This is a genomic window from Pararoseomonas sp. SCSIO 73927, from assembly GCF_037040815.1.
GTDB lineage: Bacteria > Pseudomonadota > Alphaproteobacteria > Acetobacterales > Acetobacteraceae > Roseomonas.
Genome location: NZ_CP146232.1, coordinates 4,003,231 through 4,023,338, shown reverse-complemented (window position 1 = coordinate 4,023,338; position 20,108 = coordinate 4,003,231). Strand labels below are relative to the sequence as shown.

Below are 20,108 nucleotides of genomic sequence, written 5' to 3'. Positions count from 1 at the left end.
GCCCTACTCCGTCTCCGCCGGGGGTTCCTCCTGCGGCTGGGCGCGGGGTGTCGGCACGGGTGGCACCCAGGGGCGGTCGCCGCGATGGGCGCGGTCCGAGAGGATCGTGGCCCCTTCCCGCCCCAGCCAGATCGCGTGGGCGCCGTCCCGCCAGACGGAGAAGCGGTCCACCTTCGGCGTGTCGCGGCAGCGGCCGCGGATCGGCTCCAGCGAGACGATTACGGCCGCCCTGCCGCAGCCGGCGTCGGCGTGAACCACCGGGGGCGGCGGGGCCGGGCCGCGGCGCGGGCGGGGCTCGCGCGGCGGCTGGCGGAGGAGGATGGCGGCGGTGCCGTCCGCCCGCGGCCGAAGAAGGCAGGACAGCGCGGTGCAGGTGATGCCGGGCGCCTCGCCCTCCCGCGGCAGTGGGGCGGCATCGTCCTCGCCCCAGCTTCGCAGCCAGGATTCCCGGGTGAGGCGGTTGGCGCCGGAACCTCGCTCCACGGCGACCCCGGCGGGCGTCGTCAGGGCCAGCATCCGGCCATCCGCGGCCACCAGCAGGTCGGGCGGCGTGACGGCGGGGCCGGAGAGCAGCCCCGCCACCATCACCGGCACCCCGGCCCACCGCCAGGGCAGGCGCCAGAGCAGCAACCAGCACAGGCCGAGGGTGAAAAGCCCCAACCCCCAGGCCGGAATGGGCGGTGCCGTCAGCGCGGCGCCGGGCCAGGAGGAGACGACCTGCCCGGTGAGGATGGTCCCCTCCACACCCCACCCCATCGCGGCCAGCGCCGGGCCTTCCAGGCCAAAGGGCATGAGAAGTAGCGCCAGAAGCCCGGCCGGCATGACGAGGAAGGAGGTGAGCGGCACCGCCACCGCGTTCGCCGCCACGCCGTAGAGCTGGAGGCGCCCGAAATGGTGCAGCCCGAAAGGTGTGGTGGCCGCCCCGGCGACGATGGAGGTGGCGACCAGCCCGAGCACCGCCACGGCCAGCTTCCCATGCCAACCCCGGCCCTTCAGCGCCTGCATCGGGCCGCGCATGGCCACCGCCGCGCCGATCAGGGCGAGAACGGCGGCAAAGGACATCTGGAAGGAGGGCCCGGTGACCGCCGCCGGGTTCAGCAGGATCACCGCGCCGGCAGCCAGGGCCAGCGCGCGCAAGGACAGGGCGCGCCGTCCCGTCAGGATGGCGAGCGTCGCCAGGGCCGCCATGGCGAAGGCGCGCAGCATCGGCACGCCGGAGCCGGTGAGCAGGGTATAAGCGGCCCCCAGCGCCAGCCCGGCCAGCGCCGCGCCGCCCTTCGAATCGATCCGCAGCGCCAGCCAGGGGATCGCGGCGATCGCGAGCCGCGACACGGCGAAGCCGATCCCGATCACGATCGCCACGTGCAGCCCGGAGACGGAGAGGAGGTGCGCCAGCCCGGAATCGCGCAGCGCGGCGAGGGTCGGCGCAGGGATGCCGGACTGGGATCCGGTGAGGAGCGCCGCCGCGACGGTGCCCGTGGCACCTGGCAGGGCGGCGGTGATCCGGGCCTCAATGGCCGCGCGCAGCCCGGCGAAGAGGGGCGGGTCCTGCCGCTGCAGGATGTCCGCCACGTTCAGCGCGAAGCCGGAGCCACCGAGGCCGGAGAACCAGGCGTTGCGCTGCAGGTCGAAGGCGCCGGGATAGGCGGGCGGCGCCGGCGGGCGCACCAGGGCGCGCAAGGACACCGTGTCGCCGGGCTGGACGGGCGTGGGATCATTGGCGCGCAGGCGGATGCGGAGATGGCGGTCCAGCGCCGGGCCGTCGTTGACGCGCGGGGCGTCCAACGTGACGCGCCGGCCCTCCGGCAGCAGGTCCAGCGCGATGACGCGGCCGGTGACGATGGCGGCGGTGCGCGGCAGGTCCGGCATGGGCGGCGCCAACCGGGCGTGAAGGAGGGCGGCCGCGAAGCCGAGCGTCGCGGCGCCGAGCAGGGCCAGGGCAGCGGCGAGAAGAGGCCGGCCTCCCCGCAGCAGGAGCGAGGCGGCGAGGAGTGGCAGGGGAAGGGCGAGCCAGGCGAGGCCCGGTTCAGACAGGAGCCCGAAATAGGCGAATACGCCGGCACCCATGGCGATCGGCAGCCAGAGAGGCCATCGGCCCCATTCGGCCGCCACCCATCCCCAGGCTCGCTCGGCGAGGGGGATGGCGGGGGCGGCGATCGGGGCCGGGCCTGCATGAGCGGACATGTGGAAACATGCTAGACCGGCTGATCGCGAATGCGTGAGGGGGTGATCAGGCCGGAGGCGGAGTGTTAAGGGGGCGGGATGACCGTCCGCACGCGCTTCGCTCCCTCCCCTACCGGCTACCTGCATATCGGCGGGGCCCGGACCGCGCTGTTCAACTACCTCTTCGCCCGCCACCACGGCGGCCAGTACCTGCTGCGGATCGAGGACACGGACCGCGCCCGCTCCACCCCGGAAGCCGTGCAGCAGATCAAGGACAGCCTGGACTGGCTGGGGCTGAACCCGGACGAGGAGCCGGTGATGCAGACCTCGCGTGAGGCGCGGCACGCGGAGGTCGCGCGGCAACTCCTGGCCGAGGGCAAAGCCTACCAGGCCTACGACACGGCCGAGGAGCTGGTGGCCATGCGCGAGCGCGCGCAGGCGGAGGGCCGCCCGCCGCGCTACGACGGCAACTGGCGCGACCGCAATCCCTCTGAGGCGCCCGCAGGCGCGAGGCCGGTGATCCGCATCAAGGCCCCGCGGGAGGGTGAGACGGTGGTCAACGACCTCGTCCAGGGCGAAGTCCGGGTCCAGAACTCCGAGCTGGATGACATGATCATCCTCCGCTCCGACGGCACGCCGACCTACCTTCACGCCGTGGTGGTGGACGACCACGACATGGCCATCACCCACGTGATCCGCGGCGACGACCACCTGACGAACACCTTTCGCCAGATCATGGTCTACGACGCGATGGGGTGGGAGCGGCCGCACTTCGCCCATATCCCGCTGATCCACGGCGCGGACGGCGCCAAGCTCTCCAAGCGCCACGGCGCGGTGGGCGCGCTGGAGTTCCGCGACCAGGGCTTCCTGCCGGACGCCGTGTGCAACTACCTGCTGCGCCTGGGCTGGGGCCATGGCGACGAGGAGTTCGTGCCGCGGGACCGCGCGATCGAGCTCTTCGACCTGAAGGATGTCGGCCGCGCCGCCTCCCGCATGGACTACGCCAAGCTGTCGCACCTGAACGGCCAGTACATTCGTGCCGCCGCGGCGGACGCGCTGCTGGCGCCGGTGCTCGGGCGCCTGGGCGAGGTGACGGGGGAGCAGCGCGCCCGGGTGGCCGCGCTCGTCCCCGATCTGCAGCCCCGCGCGCGCACCCTGGTGGAGATGGCCGACGGCGCCCGCTTCGCCCTGGCCGAGCGCCCGCTGAAGTACGAGCCGAAGGCCGCCGAGGCGCTGGACCATCCGGAGGTTCGCGACCGCCTCTCCCGGCTCTCCAAGGCCCTGTCCGGCACGGGCTGGGAGCGGGCCGGGCTGGACGGGGCCCTGCGCGCCTTCGCGGAGGCCGAGGGCGTGAAGCTCGGGCAGGTCGCCCAGCCGCTGCGCGCGGCGCTGACGGGCAGCCTGCAATCCCCGCCGATTGACGCCGTGCTGGCCGCCCTGGGGAAGGAGGAAAGCCTTGCCCGGATCGGTGACGCGGCCGAAGGCGTCTCGCTCGTCGGGGCCTGAGCCCCGGTTCCCAACCGCCGCATTCGGCGAATCCTGGCACTCGCATTGCAGGTAGATCCGACATGACCCACCTCTCCCGCCGCCTCCTCCTCAGCGCCCCGGCCCTGCTGGCTGCGCCCCACCTCGCCCGCGCACAGTCACGGCCGGCGCGCTTCGCCATGACCTGGATCCCGAACGTCCAGTACGCCGGGCTCTGGATCGCGCTCGACCGCGGGTGGTTGAAGGGGGATGAGTTCGGCTGGGTACAGGGCGGCCCGAACGCCCCGGCCTCCGCCGTGACGGTGGCGGGCGGCGGCGCGGAGATGGGCGAGATCCAGCTCCTGCCCTTCCTCGACGCCGTGTCGCGCGGGAACGACTTCGTACTGCTGGCGGCGGTGTTCCAGCGCTCGCCGCTCGGCATCCTCTCCCTACCGGGCAAGCCGATCCGGACCGCGGCGGACCTGCCGGGCAAGAAGCTGCTTGTGCAGGGGCCGAACGAGCGCACGGCGGTGGACGCGGTGGTGAAGCTGAACAACCTGCCCTCCGCGCCGGAATTCGTGCCCGCCGGCTTCTCGCCGGAGCCGCTGCTGGCGCGCGCCGGCGACGGCTACACGGCCTTCGAGACGAACCAGGTCATCACCCTCGAGAAGATGGGGATGACGCGCGACAAGGATTTCCACTTCCTCTCCTTCGACGCGCTGAAGTACCGCTCATACGCCAGCATGGTCTTTACCACGCGCCGGTACCTGGAGGCGGAGCGGGCGACGGTGGTGAAGTTCCTCTCCGGCGTCGCGCGCGGCTGGGCGGAGAACAAGGACCCGGCGGTCGGCGCGCGGCTGGCGGTGCGGACCTACGGGCGGGACCTCGGCCTCGACCTGGACCAGCAGACCCGGCAGAACACGGTGCAGAACTCCTTCCTGCAGTCGCCGGAGAACCCGTCCCAGCCGCTCCTCTCGCTGGACCGCGCCGTGCTCGAGGGACCGATGATGGAGGCGGTGCGCGCCACCGGCCGCACCAACGTTCCGCCGGTGGAGCGCTTCTGCGACTTCACGGTGATGGAGGAGGTCCATCGCGGCCTCCGCCAGGGCTGAGGGCGTGGAGAACACGCCGCCCCGCCCCATGGAACCTCGGACGGTGGACCTGCTGATCGAGGGCTGCGACGTCGTGGCCTTCGACGGCGCGGACACCACACTGCGCGACGCCGCCATCGCGATCGAGGGCGGCGCCATCGCCTGGATTGGCCCGGCCGCCGAGGTCCGCACCCGCTTCGCCCCGCGCGAGCGGCTGGACGGGCGCGACCGGATCGCCATGCCCGGGCTGGTGGACGCGCACATGCACACGGGCCAGCAGCTGCTGCGCGGCAAGATCTTCGAGCTGTCGCGCCGCACGGGCATCCGCAACCCGGTGTGGAAGAACTACTACATCCCCTTCGAGGGCATGCTGGACGAGGAGGAGGTGCGGCTCTCCGCCCTGCTCTGCTACGCGGACCTGCTGAGCAACGGCACAACCTGCTTCGCGGAGGCGGGCGGGCCGCGACCGGACATCATGGGCGAGGCGGCGCTGGAGGCGGGCATCCGCGGCGTGATCGCCCTCTCCACCGTAGACATGGGCAACGGCATCCCGCCCAGCATGATGCTCTCCACGGACGAGGCGCTTCGCCGCAACGTGGAGCTGGTGGAGCGCTGGAAGCAGAAGGGCCAGGGGCTGGTGACGGCCGCGCTGTCCCTGCGCCAGATCATGGTCTGCACCACCGACCTCATCCGCATGATGGCGGAGGAGGCGCGGCGGACGGGCGCCATGCTGCACACCCATCTCTGCGAGGGGTCCTACGAGATCGACTTCGCGCTCGAGCGCTTCGGCAAGCGCCCGGCGGAGTACCTGGACAGCCTCGGCTGCATCGGGCCCTTCCTGCACGCGGCGCACGCTATCATGCTCTCGCAGCACGAGATGGACCTGCTGGTGGGGAACGACGTCTCTGTCGCCCACTGCGCCTTCAACAACTACGCCATCGGCCATCCCCGCGTGCTGGAAATGCTGCACAAGGGCGTGCGGCTCGGCCTCGGCACCGACGGCGCGGCGGCGCTGGGCACGATGGATATGTTCCAGGTGGCGCGCTGCGGCCGCATCGCGCAGCAGTGCATCACCGGCACCTCCTGGCATGAGCGCTTCGCGGTGAGCGGGGAGATGATGCTGCGCACCACCTGCGCCGGCGGCGGCCGCGCGCTGGGGCTGGACACCGGCACGCTGGAGGTCGGCCGCCGCGCCGATATCATCCTGCTGCGGGCGGACGACCCGGACCACCAGCCGGTCTACGACCCGATGTTCACCGCGGCCAACACCGCCGTGGGCCGCGATGTGCGGACCGCCATCGTGGACGGACGCGTGGTGATGAAGGAGCGCGAGTTCACCGCGCTGGACACGGAGCGCATGGCCGCGCTGCTGCGGGAGCGTCACCCCGGCCTGATGCACCGCTTCGAGACCGAGGTCGCATGAGCGAACCGACCGGCGCTGCCATCGCGCTGCACGACGTCACCCGCCGCTTTCCGCTAAAGGGGGTGCCGGAGGGCGTGCTGGCGCTGGACCGCGTGACCCTGGACGTGCGCCCAGGCGAGTTCGTGGCGCTGCTCGGCCCCTCCGGCTGCGGCAAGTCCACCCTGCTGCGGATGACGGCGGGGCTGGACACGCCGAGCACGGGCACGGTGCGCGTGGGCGGCAGCGCGCCCGCCGCCGTGGCCGGGCGCCAAGGCTTCGGCGTGGCCTTCCAGGACCATGCCCTGCTGCCCTGGCTGACGGTGCGGGACAACATCGCCCTGCCCTTCCGTGTGGCGGGTAAGCCCGTGGATCAGGGGCGCATCGCCGCCCTGATTGCCCTTGTGAAGCTGACCGGCTTCGAGGGGGCCTACCCCCGCAACCTCTCCGGCGGCATGCGGCAGCGCGTGAACATCGCCCGCGCGCTGGTGCTGGAGCCGGAAGTGCTGCTGCTGGACGAGCCCTTCGGCGCGCTGGACGCCGTGACGCGCCGCCACATGAACCTGGAGCTCCAGCGCATCTGGACGGAGACCCGCACCACCACGCTGCTGGTGACCCATGCGGTGGAGGAGGCGCTGTTCCTGGCCGACCGCATCATCGTGATGACCGGGCGGCCCGGCCGCGTGGCGCAGGACCTGCCCGTGCCCTTCGCCCGCCCCCGCCCGGTAGAGGTGATGCGGGAGGACGAATTCCATCGGATGCAGGATTCCCTCGTCCTCGCCCTAGAGCCCGAGGCCCACGATTGATGCGGCTGGCGCGCGACCCGCGGGTGCTGGGCGTGCTCGGCACCCTTCTCCTCTGCCTGGCGTGGGAAGCCGTCGGCGCCTCCGGCCTCGGCGGCTTCACCTGGCCACCGCTCTCGCGCGTGGTCGCCATGCTGGCCGATCCGGACCGGTGGGAGCTCTTCGGCCGCGCCGCAGGCTCCACCCTCGCCTCCGCCGTCTCGGGCTATATCGCCGGCGCGCTGGCCGGGGTGGCGCTGGCGATGCTCACCCACTTCCTGCCGCCCCTCGCCCCCGGGGCGGACCGGCTGGCGGCGGGCATGCACGCCATTCCCACGGTGGCCCTGGCCCCCGTCTTTCTCATCCTACTGCCGGCGGATGCCACCGCGCCGACCCTGGCGGGGATCGGCGTCGCCTTCCTCGTCTACGTCGCCGCCTCCTCCGGGCTGCGGGCATCGAGCGCGGCGCATCGCGACCTGTTCCAGGTGCTGGGTTCCCGCCCCGGCGCGCGGCTGTGGCGGCTGGACCTGCCCGCGGGCCTGCCCTCCATCGCCACCGGGCTGCGGCTGGCCGTGCCGGCGGCCCTGATCGGCGCGGTGATCGGGGAGTGGTTCGGCGCGCCGCGGGGCCTGGGCGTGCTGATCGTCAACGGGATGCAGAACTTCCAGATCGTCCTGCTCTGGAGCGCCGTCCTCCTCGTCGCGCTCATCTCGCTCACCGCCTACCTCATCGCCGGCGCCATCGAGCGCGCCGTGCATGCGAGGTTCCGCTGATGGACCGCCTGCTGCGCCCCCTGATCCGGGACTGGTGGGGCATCCTCCTCCTGCTGCTCGCCTGGCAGGCCTGGGTGGTGCTCTCCGGGCTGAATGCCATCGTCATGCCGCGCCCACTGGACGTGGTGACGGACGTCGCGACGAACCTTCCGGTCTATTTGCCGGCGCTCGGCATCAGCCTCGCCGCGGCCGCGGTGGGGCTGATCGGCGGCTTCGCCCTCGGCCTCTCCCTTGGAGTCCTCACCTGGGCCTCCACGGTGGCCGCGGGGATGCTCACGCCCGTCACGGTGCTCTTCTCCTCCGTGCCGGTCGTCACCCTCATCCCCATCCTCGCGCGTCTGTTCGGCTACGGGCCGGGGACGGTGGTGGCCATCACCGTCATCATCTCCTTCTTTCCCGCCTTCGTCTTCTCCTCGGCGGGGCTGCGGGCGCTGCCGGCAGGCAGCGGCGACCTGTTCCGGGTGCTCGGCGCCTCGCGCTGGAAAACCCTGGCCCTCCTCGCCCTGCCCGCCGCCGTGCCGAACCTCGCCGTCGCGCTGCGGATCGGGGCGGCGCACGCGCTGCTGGCGGCAATGGTGGCGGAGTATCTGATGGGCAGTTCCGGCCTCGGCGCCATGTTCGCCGCCGCCAAGTCGGAGCTGAACACGGAGCGCGCGCTGGGGGCCAGCCTCATCGTCGCGGCCATCTCCCTCACCCTCTACCTCCTCTCGCTGCGCGTGGAGAGCTGGGCGCGGGCGCGCTACGGCTGAGGCGGGCGGCTCAGCCCTTCGGCAGGATCCGGCACGCGGCCGCCGCGGCGCGGGAGAGGGTGATCAGCCGCCGCGCGGCCACGGCGCCCGTCGCCGCCTCGCCCACCACATGCCCGACCAGCGGGTTGGAGACGATGGCGCGCACCGCCGTGTCCGTGGCCACCTCGGTGGCCGCCACTGTCGCCGCGTCGAAGGCCGTGCGGCGGAGGAGGGAGGCGGTGGCGGCGATCCCCGGCCGCATCCCGTGCAGCGCGGCCACCTGCCGAACCAACCGCAGCCCGCGCCAACCGATCACCAGCGCGTCCAGCGCGGGGGCGGGGCTGATGGCGGTGGCGGCGAAGCCCTGCACCGCGGCCACCCGGCCGAGGGTGCGGGATTCCTCTTCCAGCGCCGCCAGCGGACCTGTCTCCAGCAGGGCTCGCAGAGCGGGCAGGTCCGGCGCCTCCCGCAGCGCCGGGATGAAGGGGGCGGCCAGGGGGATCGGGGCGGCCCATTCCAGGCTGCGCGCCCGCGCCGCATCCAGGTCACCGCGCGCGAAGGCGGCCCGGGCGGAATCCACCGTGCGCAGGCGGAACAGGGCGCCGAACTCCCGCACTATCGCCCAGAGAATGGCGCCGAAGCCGGCCAGCGCGACCGCCAGGGTCAGCCAGCCCAGCGGCGCCGATCGCGCGAACTGCGCCGCGACGTAGTTAGCGGCGGCGAGGGCCGCGAAGCCGAGGATGAGGGTGGCGACGCCGAAGGCGAGCAGCGAGAGGGTGGACATCCCGGCCGCGGGAAGGGCGGCGGGCGCCGTGCCCTCCTCCCAGTCATGGTCCAGCCGCGTGGCGGCGCCCGCCTCCTCCTCCAGGACGATGCGGGGCGGGCGGGGGGCGGTCGCGATCATGGCGGGGCATATGGCCCGGAGGCGATCCGTTTACAGCGCGTCGCCCAGCAGCGACTGCAGCAGGGCGTCGAGCCCGAGATGCGGCACGCCGCCACGCCCTCCCGCCTCCAGTCCGGGCGGGCGGAAGACCGGCATCTCGAAATAGGCGGCGTTCCAGAAGCTCTCCGGCGGGCGGCGGGCGGGCACCAGACCGGGGTCCACCGTTGCCCAGCGGCCGCTCTCCAGCAGGATGCCGCGCACCGCGGGGGATGGGCGGCCCTCATGGGTCGCGGTCGCCTCCCCGGTGCAGCGGATCGAGGCCACGGGATGCACGGTGACGGCCGCGCCCGCGATCTCCGCCCGCCGCCGCGGCGCGTCCACGAGGTCCGAGAGAAGGGAGGCGAGGCTGTCGCGGCTCACCTCCGGCACGTGGTCCGCCTTGGTCGCCGCAAAGGCCACGCGGGCGATACCGCTCCCCGTCAGCAGGTCCAGCCAGCCGCGCCCATAGCGCAACGTGGCGGAGATGGCGGCAAGGGCCTCGGCCGTGTCCTCGAAGGCTTCCCGCCCCGCATGGAGGGCGCCGAGCACGTCCACCAGCACGACCTGCCTGTCGAAGCGGCGGAAGACCGGGTCGAGGAAGCGGTCGCGCTGGTCGCGCAGGTACGCCTCGTGCCGCCGCGCCATCAGCTCGCCCAGCGGGGAGCTTCGCGCCGCCTCCGGGACCGGAAAGAACCAGAGGACCGGCGCGTCCCCGCCAGGGCCGGGGTTCAGGAAGCGGCCGGGCTGGAGGAAGCGCAGGCCCAGCTCGTCCCGGGCCGTGAGGAGGAAGCGGCGATAGAGGGCGTGGCCCCGTCTCGCGAGGGAGTCCTCGGCTGGTGCCGTGGCGGGCAGGGCGCGCACGAAGGCCAGGAACTCGGCAGCGGGCGCGGCGCGAAGGCCCTTGCCGAGCCGGGCCAGGGTCTCGTCGGACCACTCGGCGAAGCCCTGGCCGAACATCGGCAGGTCCAGCAGCCACTCGCCCGGATAATCCAGCAGGTCCAGCGTGACTTCACGGTCCGGCAGCACCTGACCGTAGAAGCCGCCGCGCCGCAGGGTGAGCGCGAGGGAGAGGGTGGAAAGGTCCTCCGTCCGCGCCGGCCAGCGCGGCGGGTCGGCCGCCAGGGCGGCCAGATGCGCCTCGGCCTCGAAGCGGGGCGTCGCCTCCACGCCCGGCGGGATGGCGCGGGCGGCGCGCAGGGCACCCCCGGTGGCGGCCAGCCCGGGCAAGGTGCGCCTCCCCTGCCCCGCCGCAACGAGATTGGCGACGAGGGAGGTGAGAAACACCGTCTTTCCCGCGCGGGAGAGGCCGGTGACGGCCAGCCGGACCCTCTCGCGCCCGGCCAGCGCCAGCGCCGCGTCCCCGCTGCGGGAGACAACGTCGGTGAGGAGGCGGAGCGGGTCGGGCGCCACGCGCGCGGGCTCAGGCGCGCTGGATCAGCTCGATCTTGTAGCCGTCCGGGTCCTCGACGAAGGCGATGATCGTCGTGCCGTGCTTCAGCGGCCCGGCCTCGCGCACCACCTTCCCGCCCTGCGCCTTGATGCGCTCGCAGGCGGCGTAGACGTCCGGCACGCCGATCGCGAGGTGGCCGAAGGCGGTGCCGATCTCGTAGCTGTCCACGCCGTAGTTGTAGGTCAGCTCGATCTCGCCGAAGCCTTCCTTGTTCCCCTCGCCGTAGCCGAGGAAGGCCAGGGTGTACTTGCCGGCGGGCACGTCGTTCCGCCGCAGCTCCCGCATGCCGAACATGCCCGTGTAGAAGGCGATGCTCCGCTCCAGGTCGCCGACCCGGATCATGGTGTGGAGGAACTTGCCCTGAATCGCGTCGCTCATGCGGTGGCTCCTGCGTTTGCCGGCCCCACATGGTCATCGGGCCGGATGGCGAGAAGGAACAATCCGGCCGAATCCGCCTTCGCAACCATCACGTCACGGTCCACCAGCAGCGCCCCGTTCGCCTCGAAGGCGATGCCGGCCAGCCCTGCGGCGATGGCGCCTTCCACCGTGCGCGGGCCCAGGGCGGGCATGTCTACCTCCCGGTCCTGGCCGGGCTTCACCAGCTTCACCAGCACGCCGCCCGGGCCGTCCCGCCGCAGTTCTCCCGCGCGGGCCAGCATAGCGTCCGTGCCCTCGATTGCCTCGACGGCGAGGACGAGGCCCTGCTGCACCACCGCCCCCTGCCCCACATCCTTCGCGCCCACCGCGCGCACCACCTCGACCCCGCGCCGGATATCCGCCAGCGCGGCCGCATCCGGCGCGGCGCGGGTGAGAAGGCCGGGGGGCGACTGCGCCTCCTGCAGAAAGCGCGTGGGGCCCATCGGCTCGAACCCCTCCTCCCGCATTACTTGGCGGAGGGCGGACAGGAGGGAATCGTCGCCCCCAAACGCCTTCATTCCGATGCGCGCGAGGAACGCCGCCCCCTTCGCGTCGGGCCGCAAGGAGAGGATGGAGGGGCGCTTCACGTTGCCCACGAGGATGAGTTGCCGCGCCCCGCTGGCCTTCAGCCAGTCGAGAGCCGCGCCCGCTGCGCCGAGGCGAAACGTCATCGCCTTCTCGCCGACCCATTCCGCGGGATTCGCGAAGCCTTCCAGCAGCACGACCACGAAGGGGCGCCCCGTGGCGCGGCAGGCCGCGGCGACGCGGAGCGGCATCTCGCCGCCCCCCGCGACGATGGCAACGGGCTCCCCCGCCCTGGACTCCCCTCCCACGGAGCTCAGGCCGCCTCGGCCTCAGCCGATTCGTCCACCTGCCGCCCGGCGCGCATCAGGCCACGGCGGCTGGACGCCTCGATGAAGGCCAGCACCTCCGCCACCTGGGGCTGCTCACCCTGGTCCTGGATCACCAGCGACATGCGGGCGTCAAAGGTGCCGCGGCCCAGGAAGAGGCTGCGATAAGCCAGGCGCAGCGCGTTGATCGCCTCCCGCCCGAAGCCGCGGCGCTTGAGGCCGATGAGGTTCAGCCCGATCAGGCGGGCGCGGTTGCCCATGCAGGAGCCGAAGGGGATCACGTCCCGCTCCACCCCGCTCATGCCGCCGATCACGGCCTGCCGGCCGATACGGACGGATTGGTGGATTGCAGTGCCGCCGCCGACAAAGACGTTGTCGCCGATGTTCACGTGGCCGCCGAGCATCACGTTGTTCGCCAGGATGACCTTGTCGGCCAGCTGGCAGTCGTGGCCGACATGGGCCACGCACATGATGAGGCACTCCGCGCCGAGGCGCGTCACGCCCTCGCCGCCGATGCTGCCGCGGTGCACGGTGGCGTGCTCGCGGATGATGGTGCGCGGGCCGATCTCCACGCGGGTCGGCTCACCCCGGTACTTCAGGTCCTGCGGCGGCAAGCCCACTGAGGCGAAGGGCAGGATCTGCACGCCCTCGCCGAGGACCGTGTGGCCGTCCAGCACCGCGTGCGCGCCCACCTGCACGCCCTCGCCCAGCACCACATGGGCGCCGACGGTGGCGTAGGGGCCGATGGCGACGCTCTCCGCGATGGTCGCGCCGGGGGCGACGATCGCGGTGGGATGGATGTCCGGCAAGGTCAGCTGTCCAGGATCATGGCGGCGTAGGTGGCCTCGGCAACGACGGCGCCGTCCACCTTGGCCTCCGCGGAGAACTTCCAGACGTTCCCGCGCTGGCGCTCCTTCGTCACGTGCACGCGCATCTGGTCGCCGGGCACCACGGGCTTCCTGAACTTCGCGCCCTCCACGGACATGAAGTAGACGAGCTTGCCGCGCGCATCCGGCCCGAGGGTCTCCACCACCAGCACGCCCGCGGTCTGGGCCATGCTCTCGATGATCATGACGCCGGGAAAGACCGGGTGGCGGGGGAAGTGGCCCTGGAAGACGTGCTCGTTGATCGTGACGTTCTTGATCCCCGTGCAGCTCTGGCCGCGGATCAGGTCCACCACCCGGTCCACCAGCAGGAAGGGGAAGCGATGCGGGATCGCCTCCATGATCCGCCCGATATCGAGGGTGGTGAGGGTTTCGCCCCCCGTGCTCCCGGAGGCGCTCTCAGGTGCCTTGTCTTCGCTGTCCGCCATGGTCAATCGCTCGTCTTCTTCTCCGCCGTGGCCGCCGCCTTCGACTGGCCCAGCTTTCGCAGGACGTTGAAGCCGCGCATCGCGTCCCGCACCGGCAGGGCCGGGCTGCCCACAACGTCCATACCGGCGGGAACATCCGCCATCACGCCCGCCTGCGCCCCGATCCGCGCCTTCGCGCCGATCGTCAGGTGCCCGACCATCCCCGCCTGGGCCGCCACCACGACGAAATCCTCCAGCGTGGTGGAGCCGGAGATGCCGGCCTGCGCCACGATAACGCAGCCGCGCCCCGTTTTGACGTTGTGCCCGAGCATGACGAGGTTATCCAGCCGCGTTCCCGGGCCGATCACCGTATCGTTGCCGGAACCGCGGTCGATGCAGGCATTCGCCCCGACCTCCACCCCATCCCCGAGGATTACCCGGCCGAGCTGGGGCACGGTGACGTGCTCCCCCCGAGCGGAGGTGGCGAATCCGAAGCCCTCGCTCCCAATGCGGCAGCCCGGGTTCAGCACCACGCGATCCCCGGCGAGGCAGTGCGTCACTGTGACATGGGAATGGATGCGGCAATCCGCCCCAAGGACAACGTTCCGGCCGATATGAGCGTGCGGCCCCACGATGCAGCGCGGCCCGAGCACGGCCCCGTCCTCGATCACCGCGTAGGGGCCGATCTCGCAGCCCTCGCCGATCTGCGCCCCTTCCCCGATCACTGCGGTAGGGTGCCGCACGCCGCTGGCGACGGGCGGCGGGTGCAGGAGGGTGGCGAGCCGGGCGAATGCCAGCACCGGCATGGGCGATACGAGGGCGAGGCAGCCCTCCGGCACCGCGTGGACGTTCTCGGCCGCCAGCACCACCGCGCCGGCCCGGCTCTCCCTCAGGCTGTCCAGCCAGCGGCGCGCGTCGAGGAAGGAGATGTCCTCCGGCCCCGCACTCCCGAGGGTGGACACGCCCGAGAAGAGGCGTCCCCCCGCCCCTTCCGGCACCGCCACCCCGGCCGCCTCCGCCAGCCGCGAGAGCGGCAGCGGGCCGGCGGAAGGGTGGAAGCGCTGATCCGCCGCCACGCCCTTAGCGGCGCTGCTGCGGCTGCTGCTGGGCGGGGCGCGCGGGCTGCTGGGCGCCCTGGGCCGCAGGCGCTGCGGCCGGGGCCTGGCCCTCCGGCGGCAGGGTCACGTTGCGCAGCACGCGGTTCACCTGCTGGCTGATCTCGTCCGTCAGATCGAAGGGCGCGTCGTTGAAGATCACCAGCGGGCGGGGCAGCACGAGGTTCACGTTGCGGCTGGCCGCCACCTGGCGGATGACCACGGCCAGGGCCTGCTCGATCTCCTGCAGCGCGCCCTGGGCCACCTGCTCGATCGCGCGGGACCGGTCGCGGAAGACGCGCTGGCTGTCGGTGATCCGCTCCTGCAGCTCCCGCTCCTTCGTGCGGAGCTGCTCGGGGTTCATCGTGGCGCGCTGGTTGGCAAGGGCCTGCTGCTCCTCGCGCCAGCGGGTCTGCTCGCGCTGCAGGTCATCGTTCAGCTTCTGGCGCCGCTTTTCGATCTCCTCGCGCACCGCGTTGAAGGCGGTGGAGTTCCGCTGGATCTCCGGCACGTCCACGATGCCCACCACGGCGGCCGGCGGCGGCTGGCCGGGGGGCAGCGGGGCGGGGTTCGGCTGCGGGCGCTGCTGGGCTTGCTGCGGACGCTGCGGCGGACGCTGCGGCTGCTGTTGCTGCTGCTGGGCCGGGCGGGACTGCCCTCCGCCGCCGCCACCCTGGGGCGGGATGAAGAAGCCCGGGTCGTTCTGCGCCAGGGCACTGCCGGCAGGGATCAGGAGGGCCGCAAGAGCGGCGAGCGCGGGGCGCGCGGACATCATGGGAACTCCAGTCCTCTCGTTCTCAGAACCGCGTGCCGAAGCCGAAGCGGAAGAACTGCGTCTGGTCATAGGATTCCTTGACCACCGCCTGGGCGAAATCGAGGTTGATCAGGCCGAAGGGGCTCCGCCAGGAGACGCCGACGCCCGCGCCGACGCGCGGCGTGGAGGTGTCGGCGATGTTGCTCCCGCTGCTGCTGCCGCTCAGGCCACCAACGTCGACGAAGGCGCGGCCGGTGATCCCAATCTCGTCCGGGATCGGCAGGGGGAAGCGGAACTCGGTGGTCTGGGTATAGAGGAAGCGGCCGCCGAGGCTGTCGCGCGTCCGCAGATCGCGCGGGCCGGCGCCGGCCACCTCGAAGCCGCGCAGGTTCTCGCCGCCGAGGAAGAAGCGGTCGACGATGCGCTCGTCCTTCCCGCCGAAGGGCTCCAGGTAGCCGACGGAGCCCTGGATCGCGAGCACGTAGTTCGGGTCGCCGAGCCAGCGCTCGAAGGGGATGTAGTAGGAGCCGTCGAGGCGGCCGCGCACGTAGCTCACGTCGCCACCAAGGCCGGCCACGTCGGTGCCGACCCGCAGCAGGTAGCCGCTGTGCGGGTCGATGCGGCTGTCGCGGCGGTCATAGGTGAGGGTCTGCCCGATCTGGGACAGCAGCGTCGAGCCTGCCTGCTCCCGGATGTAGATCGAGGAGTTGGGATCGATGTTGTAGATGTTGCGGTTGGACAGGGTGTAGGCCCAGGACTGCCGCAGATACTCGTTGAACTCGTAGCCCGCGCGCAGCGAGAAGCCGTAGCGGCGCTCCTCGTAGCCCGAATAGGTCGTCAGGTTACGGTTGATATAAAACACATCCGCGCCCACGGCGAGGTTGCGGTCCTGGAAGGACGGGTCGGTGACCGATAGGTCGAGCTGGCTGCGGCGCTGCGCGATCACGCCGTTGATGCGGCTGTCGATGCCGGTGCCGAGCAGGTTGCGCTCGCGAAGCCCGAGATCGGCCAGCGCGCCGGCATCGGTGGAGTAGCCGCCGCCGAGCGAGACCTCGCCCGTCGCCCGCTCCGAGACGCCGGCGCTGAGCACCACGCGGTCCGGCGCCGAGCCGGGGTTGGTCGTAATGGTGGCGTCGTTGAAGTAGCCGAGGTCGCGGATGCGCTGGCGTGAGCGGCGGACGAGCGCGGCGTTGAAGGCGTCGCCTTCGGCGAGCCGGAACTCGCGACGGATCACCCGGTCCTGCGTGCGGACGTTGCCGGTGATGTCGATGCGCTCGACGTAGAGGCGGTTGCCCTCCTTCACCTCGAAGGTGATGTCCACCGTACCGGCCTCGGTGTTGCGGACGATGCGTGGCGTCACCTCCACGAAGGGCGCGCCGAGGGCGTTGGCGCGGTCCGAGAGGGTTTCGGAGATGCGCTCCACAGCGTCGCCGTCGTACCAGTCGCCGGAGGAGACATCGACCGTCGGGCGCAGCTGGTCCGCTGTGACGTTGCGGAGCGAGGAGGTCGTCTCGACCTTGCCCAGCCGGTACCGCCGCCCCTCGCTGATCGTGTAGGTCACGAAGAAGCCGGAGCGGTCCGGCGACAGCTCGGCGGAGGCGCCGGTGACGTTCACGTCGGCATAGCCCTGGCGCAGGTAGAAGCGGCGCAGCAGCTCGCGGTCGAAGTTCAGCCGCTCGGGATCGTAGGTGTCGCTGGAGGAGAAGGGCCGGTACCAGGCACCCTCGCGCGAGGCCACGATCTCCTTCAGCCGGCTGTCGGAGACGCTGCGGTTGCCGACGAAGTTGATGCGGCTGATCAGCGCCACATCGGCCTCGACGATCTCGTAGACGATGTCCACGCGGTTCTGGTCGAGCTGGATGATCTTCGGCTCGACGGTCGCGGAGAGGCGGCCGCGACGGGCATAGGCCTCGAGAATCCGCGCGCGGTCGGCCTGCGCCGCCTGCGTGGTGAAGACCGCGCGGGACCGGAGCTGGGTCGCGTCGCGCAGGTTGTCGTCCGAGAGCTTGCTGTTCCCCTCGAAGGCGACCCGGTTGACGATCGGATTCTCCTCGACCGTGACGAGGATCCGGTCGCCCTGCCGGGCCACGCGCACGTCCCGGAACAGGCCGGTGGCGTAGAGGGTGCGGAGCGAGCGGTCGAGCCGGTCGCCCTCGAAGGCATCGCCTGGCTGCAGCAGCATGTAGGAGCGGATGGTGTCCGCCTCGATGCGCTGGTTGCCCTGGATGTCGATGGCCTGGACCGTGCCGGAGGCCGGCCGGGCGGCAGGTCGCTGGGGCGCCTGTCCGCCGCGGCGGGTCTGCGCGTCGGCCTCGGCAACGGAGAGAACCGGCACGAGGCAGGTGGCGGCCAGGAGGAAGGCCCGGGAGAAAGGCGAGGCGTGCAAGGCGTGATCCTGTGCCGGCGGTTCCGGTTCGCGGGGCCGCAACCTAGCGGAGGGGGCTACGTGTTGCCACCCCCGTGAAGGTTTCAGTCACATCTCCCGGATAATGTGGCGTTTAGGCATTCGATGGGTGATTCGCTGAGGTCCCGGGCCCCAAAGGCCCCCCGCCTGGCGGCCGTGCCCTCAGCCGAAAAGCCCGTTGACCCAGCGGAACAGGCCGAAGCTGGAGAGGTCGTTCCAGGTCGCGAAGATGAAGAGCGTGGCCAGCACGGCCAGCCCTGCCCGGAACCCGTACTCCACCGCCCGCGGCGGCAGCGGCCGGCCGCGAATGGCTTCCAGCGCATAGAAGACGAGGTGGCCGCCATCCAGCACAGGAATCGGGAAGAGGTTGATGAGGGCGAGGTTGACCGAGAGCACGGCCATGAAGTTGATCAGGGTAGGCAGGCCGAGCGATGCCACCTGCCCGGAAAGCTGGGCAATCCGCAGCGGCCCGCCGATCTCCTCCGTGCCGCGCTGGCCGGAGATCATCTGCCAGATCCCGCCCAGGGTGCCCACGGTGATCTCACCCGTGTAGGCGATCCCGCTCCAGATCGCGGAGAACGGGTCCGTCCTCTCGTAGGTCGGCACGCCGCCGCCGATCCCGAGCATGCCGACCGGCGCCGCGCCCTCCGCCGTGCCGGGGCGCGGGATGGGGGTCGCGGTCAGGCTGCGCTCCTGCCCCTCTCGCAGCACGCGCACGGTCACGGGCTGGTTGGCGCGCGGCTGGATATAGGCCTGCACCTGCTCGAAGCGGGTCACAGCGCTCTCGTCCAGCGCCAGGATCCGGTCGCCCGGCAGGATCCCCGCCGTCTGGGCCGCCCCGCCCTCCACCACGGAGGCGACAGTGGTGTTCCCCACCGGCCGCCCCACCGCGATGAACAGGGCGGAGAAGAGCACCGCGGCCAGGACGAAATTGGCGATCGGCCCGGCCGCGACGACGATGGCGCGGTCACCCACGGGCTTGTCGTGGTAGCGCGGGCCGCGCGGGTCGTTCGCGGGGGCGACATCGGCCGAATCGGTCACGTCGCCCGCGCCATCCTGCCCGTAGAGCTTGACGTAGCCGCCGAGCGGCAGCCAGCCGATCTGCCACTCCGTGCCGCGCCGGTCCGTCCAGGCCGCGATGGAGCGGCCGAAGCCGATGGAGAACTTCTCCACGAAAATGCCCCGCCAGCGGGCGGCGCCGTAATGGCCCAGCTCGTGGAAGAAGACGAGCACGCCGAGCACCACCACGAAGGCGAGCACGGTGCGGAAGGGTTCGGGGAGGAATTCCACGGTGGGTCCTGGATCGGGCCTAAAGGTTAGGGCGGGGGGGGTTGGGGCGGTGAAGCTGGGCCGGTTCAGGCGGCGAGGCCGAGCCGGCCGGCGATCCGGGCGGCCTCGGCCCGCGCCTCAGCGTCGAGGGCGAGAACGGCGTCGAGCGTGGGCAGGGCGGGCGCCCCCAGCCGCTCCATCGTCGCCTCGACCACCCGGGCGATGTCCAGGAAGCCCAGGCGCCGGGAGAGGAAGCGCTCCACCGCCACCTCGTTCGCCGCATTGAGGATGGTGGGGACCCCCGCCCCCGCCAGCAAGGCCTCCCGCGCCAGGCGCAGCGCGGGGAAGCGCACCTCGTCCGGGGCGGAGAACTCCAGCCGGCCGAGGGCGGCGAGGTCGAGCTTCGGCACGTCGGCCTTCATGCGGTGCGGCCAGGCCAGGGCGTGGGCGATGGGCGTCCGCATGTCCGGGGAGCCGAGATGGGCCAGCAGCGAACCGTCCGCGTACTGCACCATCCCGTGCACAGTGGATTGCGGGTGGACCAGCACCTCGATCTGCGCGGGCGCCACGGGGAAAAGGCGGGCGGCCTCGATCACCTCCAGCCCCTTGTTGAACATGGTGGCGCTGTCGATGCTGATCTTGGCGCCCATGGACCAGACGGGGTGCTTCAGGGCGCGCTCGGGCGTCGCCGCCCGCATCTCCGCCTCGGTGGCCGTACGGAAGGGGCCGCCGGAGGCGGTGATAATGATCTTCTCGATCATGGCGGGATCGCGGGCGTCGAGCGCCTGGAAGACGGCGTTGTGCTCGGAGTCCACGGGCAGCAGCGTCGCCCCGGCCTCCCTCACCGCCGCCAGCACGATCTCACCGGCGCAGACCAGCGCCTCCTTGTTGGCAAGCGCCAGGGTGCCGCCGCGGCGGATGGAGGCCAGCGTCGGTCCGAGCCCTGCGGCGCCGACGATCGCGGCCATGGTCCAGTCGACAGGGCGAGAGGCGGCCTCCAGCACCGCCGCCTCGCCCGCCGCGGCCTCGACCCCGCTGCCGGCCAGGGCCTCGCGCAGCGCGGGCAGCCCGGCCGGGTCGGCCAGCACGGCCACGCGGGCCCGGTGCTTGCGGGCGCAGACCGCGAGCCCCGCGGCGTCGCGGCCGGCCACCAGGGCCTCCACCGCGAACTCGCCCTCCGCCGCCTCGTCCAGCAGCGCCAGGGTGCTGCGCCCGACCGATCCGGTGGCGCCGAGGATGGTGACTGTTTTGGTCAT

The 20,108-nt window shown here is 72.2% G+C and carries 18 protein-coding genes; 6 read left to right on the top strand and 12 right to left on the bottom strand.

Going from position 1 to position 20,108, the window contains the following annotated elements:
- Positions 1-3 precede the first annotated feature (3 nt).
- Entirely contained in the window at positions 4-2,184 is a 2,181-nt protein-coding gene (locus VQH23_RS18975; protein WP_338662288.1) for a ComEC/Rec2 family competence protein, read from the bottom strand.
- Between the two features lie 78 nt (positions 2,185-2,262).
- On the opposite strand from VQH23_RS18975, the gene gltX reads away from it, so the two are divergent.
- The 6 genes from gltX (at position 2,263) to VQH23_RS18945 (ending at position 8,421) form a co-directional block, all read left to right on the top strand.
- A complete protein-coding gene (gene gltX, locus VQH23_RS18970) occupies positions 2,263-3,669 on the top strand; it encodes a glutamate--tRNA ligase (RefSeq protein WP_338662287.1) in 1,407 nt (468 codons plus the stop codon).
- Between the two features lie 62 nt (positions 3,670-3,731).
- Entirely contained in the window at positions 3,732-4,739 is a 1,008-nt protein-coding gene (locus VQH23_RS18965; RefSeq protein WP_338662286.1) for an ABC transporter substrate-binding protein, read from the top strand.
- 28 nt (positions 4,740-4,767) lie between these two features.
- The gene (locus VQH23_RS18960) at positions 4,768-6,141 is read left to right on the top strand and encodes an amidohydrolase family protein (RefSeq protein ID WP_338662285.1); all 1,374 of its coding nucleotides are present in this window, start codon (positions 4,768-4,770) and stop codon (positions 6,139-6,141) included.
- Complete coding sequence (locus VQH23_RS18955) at positions 6,138-6,923, top strand: ABC transporter ATP-binding protein (RefSeq protein WP_338662284.1); 786 nt, start codon at positions 6,138-6,140, stop codon at positions 6,921-6,923. Before VQH23_RS18960 ends, VQH23_RS18955 begins: the two co-directional genes overlap by 4 nt.
- Complete coding sequence (locus VQH23_RS18950; RefSeq protein WP_338662283.1) at positions 6,923-7,672, top strand: ABC transporter permease subunit; 750 nt, start codon at positions 6,923-6,925, stop codon at positions 7,670-7,672. Before VQH23_RS18955 ends, VQH23_RS18950 begins: the two co-directional genes overlap by 1 nt.
- Positions 7,672-8,421 carry an ABC transporter permease subunit gene (locus VQH23_RS18945; RefSeq protein ID WP_338662282.1) on the top strand — a complete coding sequence of 250 codons (750 nt, stop codon included), beginning with the start codon at positions 7,672-7,674 and terminating at the stop codon, positions 8,419-8,421. Before VQH23_RS18950 ends, VQH23_RS18945 begins: the two co-directional genes overlap by 1 nt.
- 10 nt (positions 8,422-8,431) lie before the next feature.
- Here VQH23_RS18945 and VQH23_RS18940 read toward each other — a convergent pair whose 3' ends face one another.
- From VQH23_RS18940 to dxr, 11 genes are all read right to left on the bottom strand, one after another.
- Positions 8,432-9,304 carry a DUF697 domain-containing protein gene (locus VQH23_RS18940; protein ID WP_338662281.1) on the bottom strand — a complete coding sequence of 291 codons (873 nt, stop codon included), beginning with the start codon at positions 9,302-9,304 and terminating at the stop codon, positions 8,432-8,434.
- A gap of 30 nt (positions 9,305-9,334) precedes the next feature.
- Positions 9,335-10,732: a YcjX family protein gene (locus VQH23_RS18935; protein ID WP_338662280.1), complete on the bottom strand. Its 1,398-nt coding sequence runs from the start codon at positions 10,730-10,732 to the stop codon at positions 9,335-9,337.
- Between the two features lie 10 nt (positions 10,733-10,742).
- A complete protein-coding gene (gene gloA, locus VQH23_RS18930) occupies positions 10,743-11,150 on the bottom strand; it encodes a lactoylglutathione lyase (protein WP_338662279.1) in 408 nt (135 codons plus the stop codon).
- Positions 11,147-12,031 carry an LpxI family protein gene (locus tag VQH23_RS18925; protein WP_408904346.1) on the bottom strand — a complete coding sequence of 295 codons (885 nt, stop codon included), beginning with the start codon at positions 12,029-12,031 and terminating at the stop codon, positions 11,147-11,149. The genes gloA and VQH23_RS18925 overlap by 4 nt, the downstream gene beginning before the upstream one ends.
- Entirely contained in the window at positions 12,028-12,849 is an 822-nt protein-coding gene (lpxA, locus tag VQH23_RS18920) for an acyl-ACP--UDP-N-acetylglucosamine O-acyltransferase (RefSeq protein WP_338662277.1), read from the bottom strand. Before lpxA ends, VQH23_RS18925 begins: the two co-directional genes overlap by 4 nt.
- A 2-nt stretch (positions 12,850-12,851) precedes the next feature.
- The gene (fabZ, locus tag VQH23_RS18915) at positions 12,852-13,352 is read right to left on the bottom strand and encodes a 3-hydroxyacyl-ACP dehydratase FabZ (protein ID WP_338662276.1); all 501 of its coding nucleotides are present in this window, start codon (positions 13,350-13,352) and stop codon (positions 12,852-12,854) included.
- 2 nt (positions 13,353-13,354) lie between these two features.
- Positions 13,355-14,407, bottom strand: coding sequence for a UDP-3-O-(3-hydroxymyristoyl)glucosamine N-acyltransferase (gene lpxD, locus VQH23_RS18910; protein WP_338662275.1), 1,053 nt, complete (start codon positions 14,405-14,407; stop codon positions 13,355-13,357).
- Between the two features lie 4 nt (positions 14,408-14,411).
- Complete coding sequence (locus tag VQH23_RS18905) at positions 14,412-15,197, bottom strand: OmpH family outer membrane protein (protein ID WP_338662274.1); 786 nt, start codon at positions 15,195-15,197, stop codon at positions 14,412-14,414.
- Between the two features lie 25 nt (positions 15,198-15,222).
- Positions 15,223-17,565 (bottom strand): outer membrane protein assembly factor BamA, encoded by a 2,343-nt coding sequence (gene bamA / locus VQH23_RS18900; RefSeq protein WP_338662273.1) that lies wholly within the window; start codon positions 17,563-17,565, stop codon positions 15,223-15,225.
- A 180-nt stretch (positions 17,566-17,745) separates the two neighbouring features.
- The gene (rseP, locus tag VQH23_RS18895) at positions 17,746-18,873 is read right to left on the bottom strand and encodes an RIP metalloprotease RseP (RefSeq protein ID WP_338662272.1); all 1,128 of its coding nucleotides are present in this window, start codon (positions 18,871-18,873) and stop codon (positions 17,746-17,748) included.
- A 65-nt stretch (positions 18,874-18,938) separates the two neighbouring features.
- Positions 18,939-20,108 (bottom strand): 1-deoxy-D-xylulose-5-phosphate reductoisomerase, encoded by a 1,170-nt coding sequence (gene dxr / locus VQH23_RS18890; protein WP_338662271.1) that lies wholly within the window; start codon positions 20,106-20,108, stop codon positions 18,939-18,941.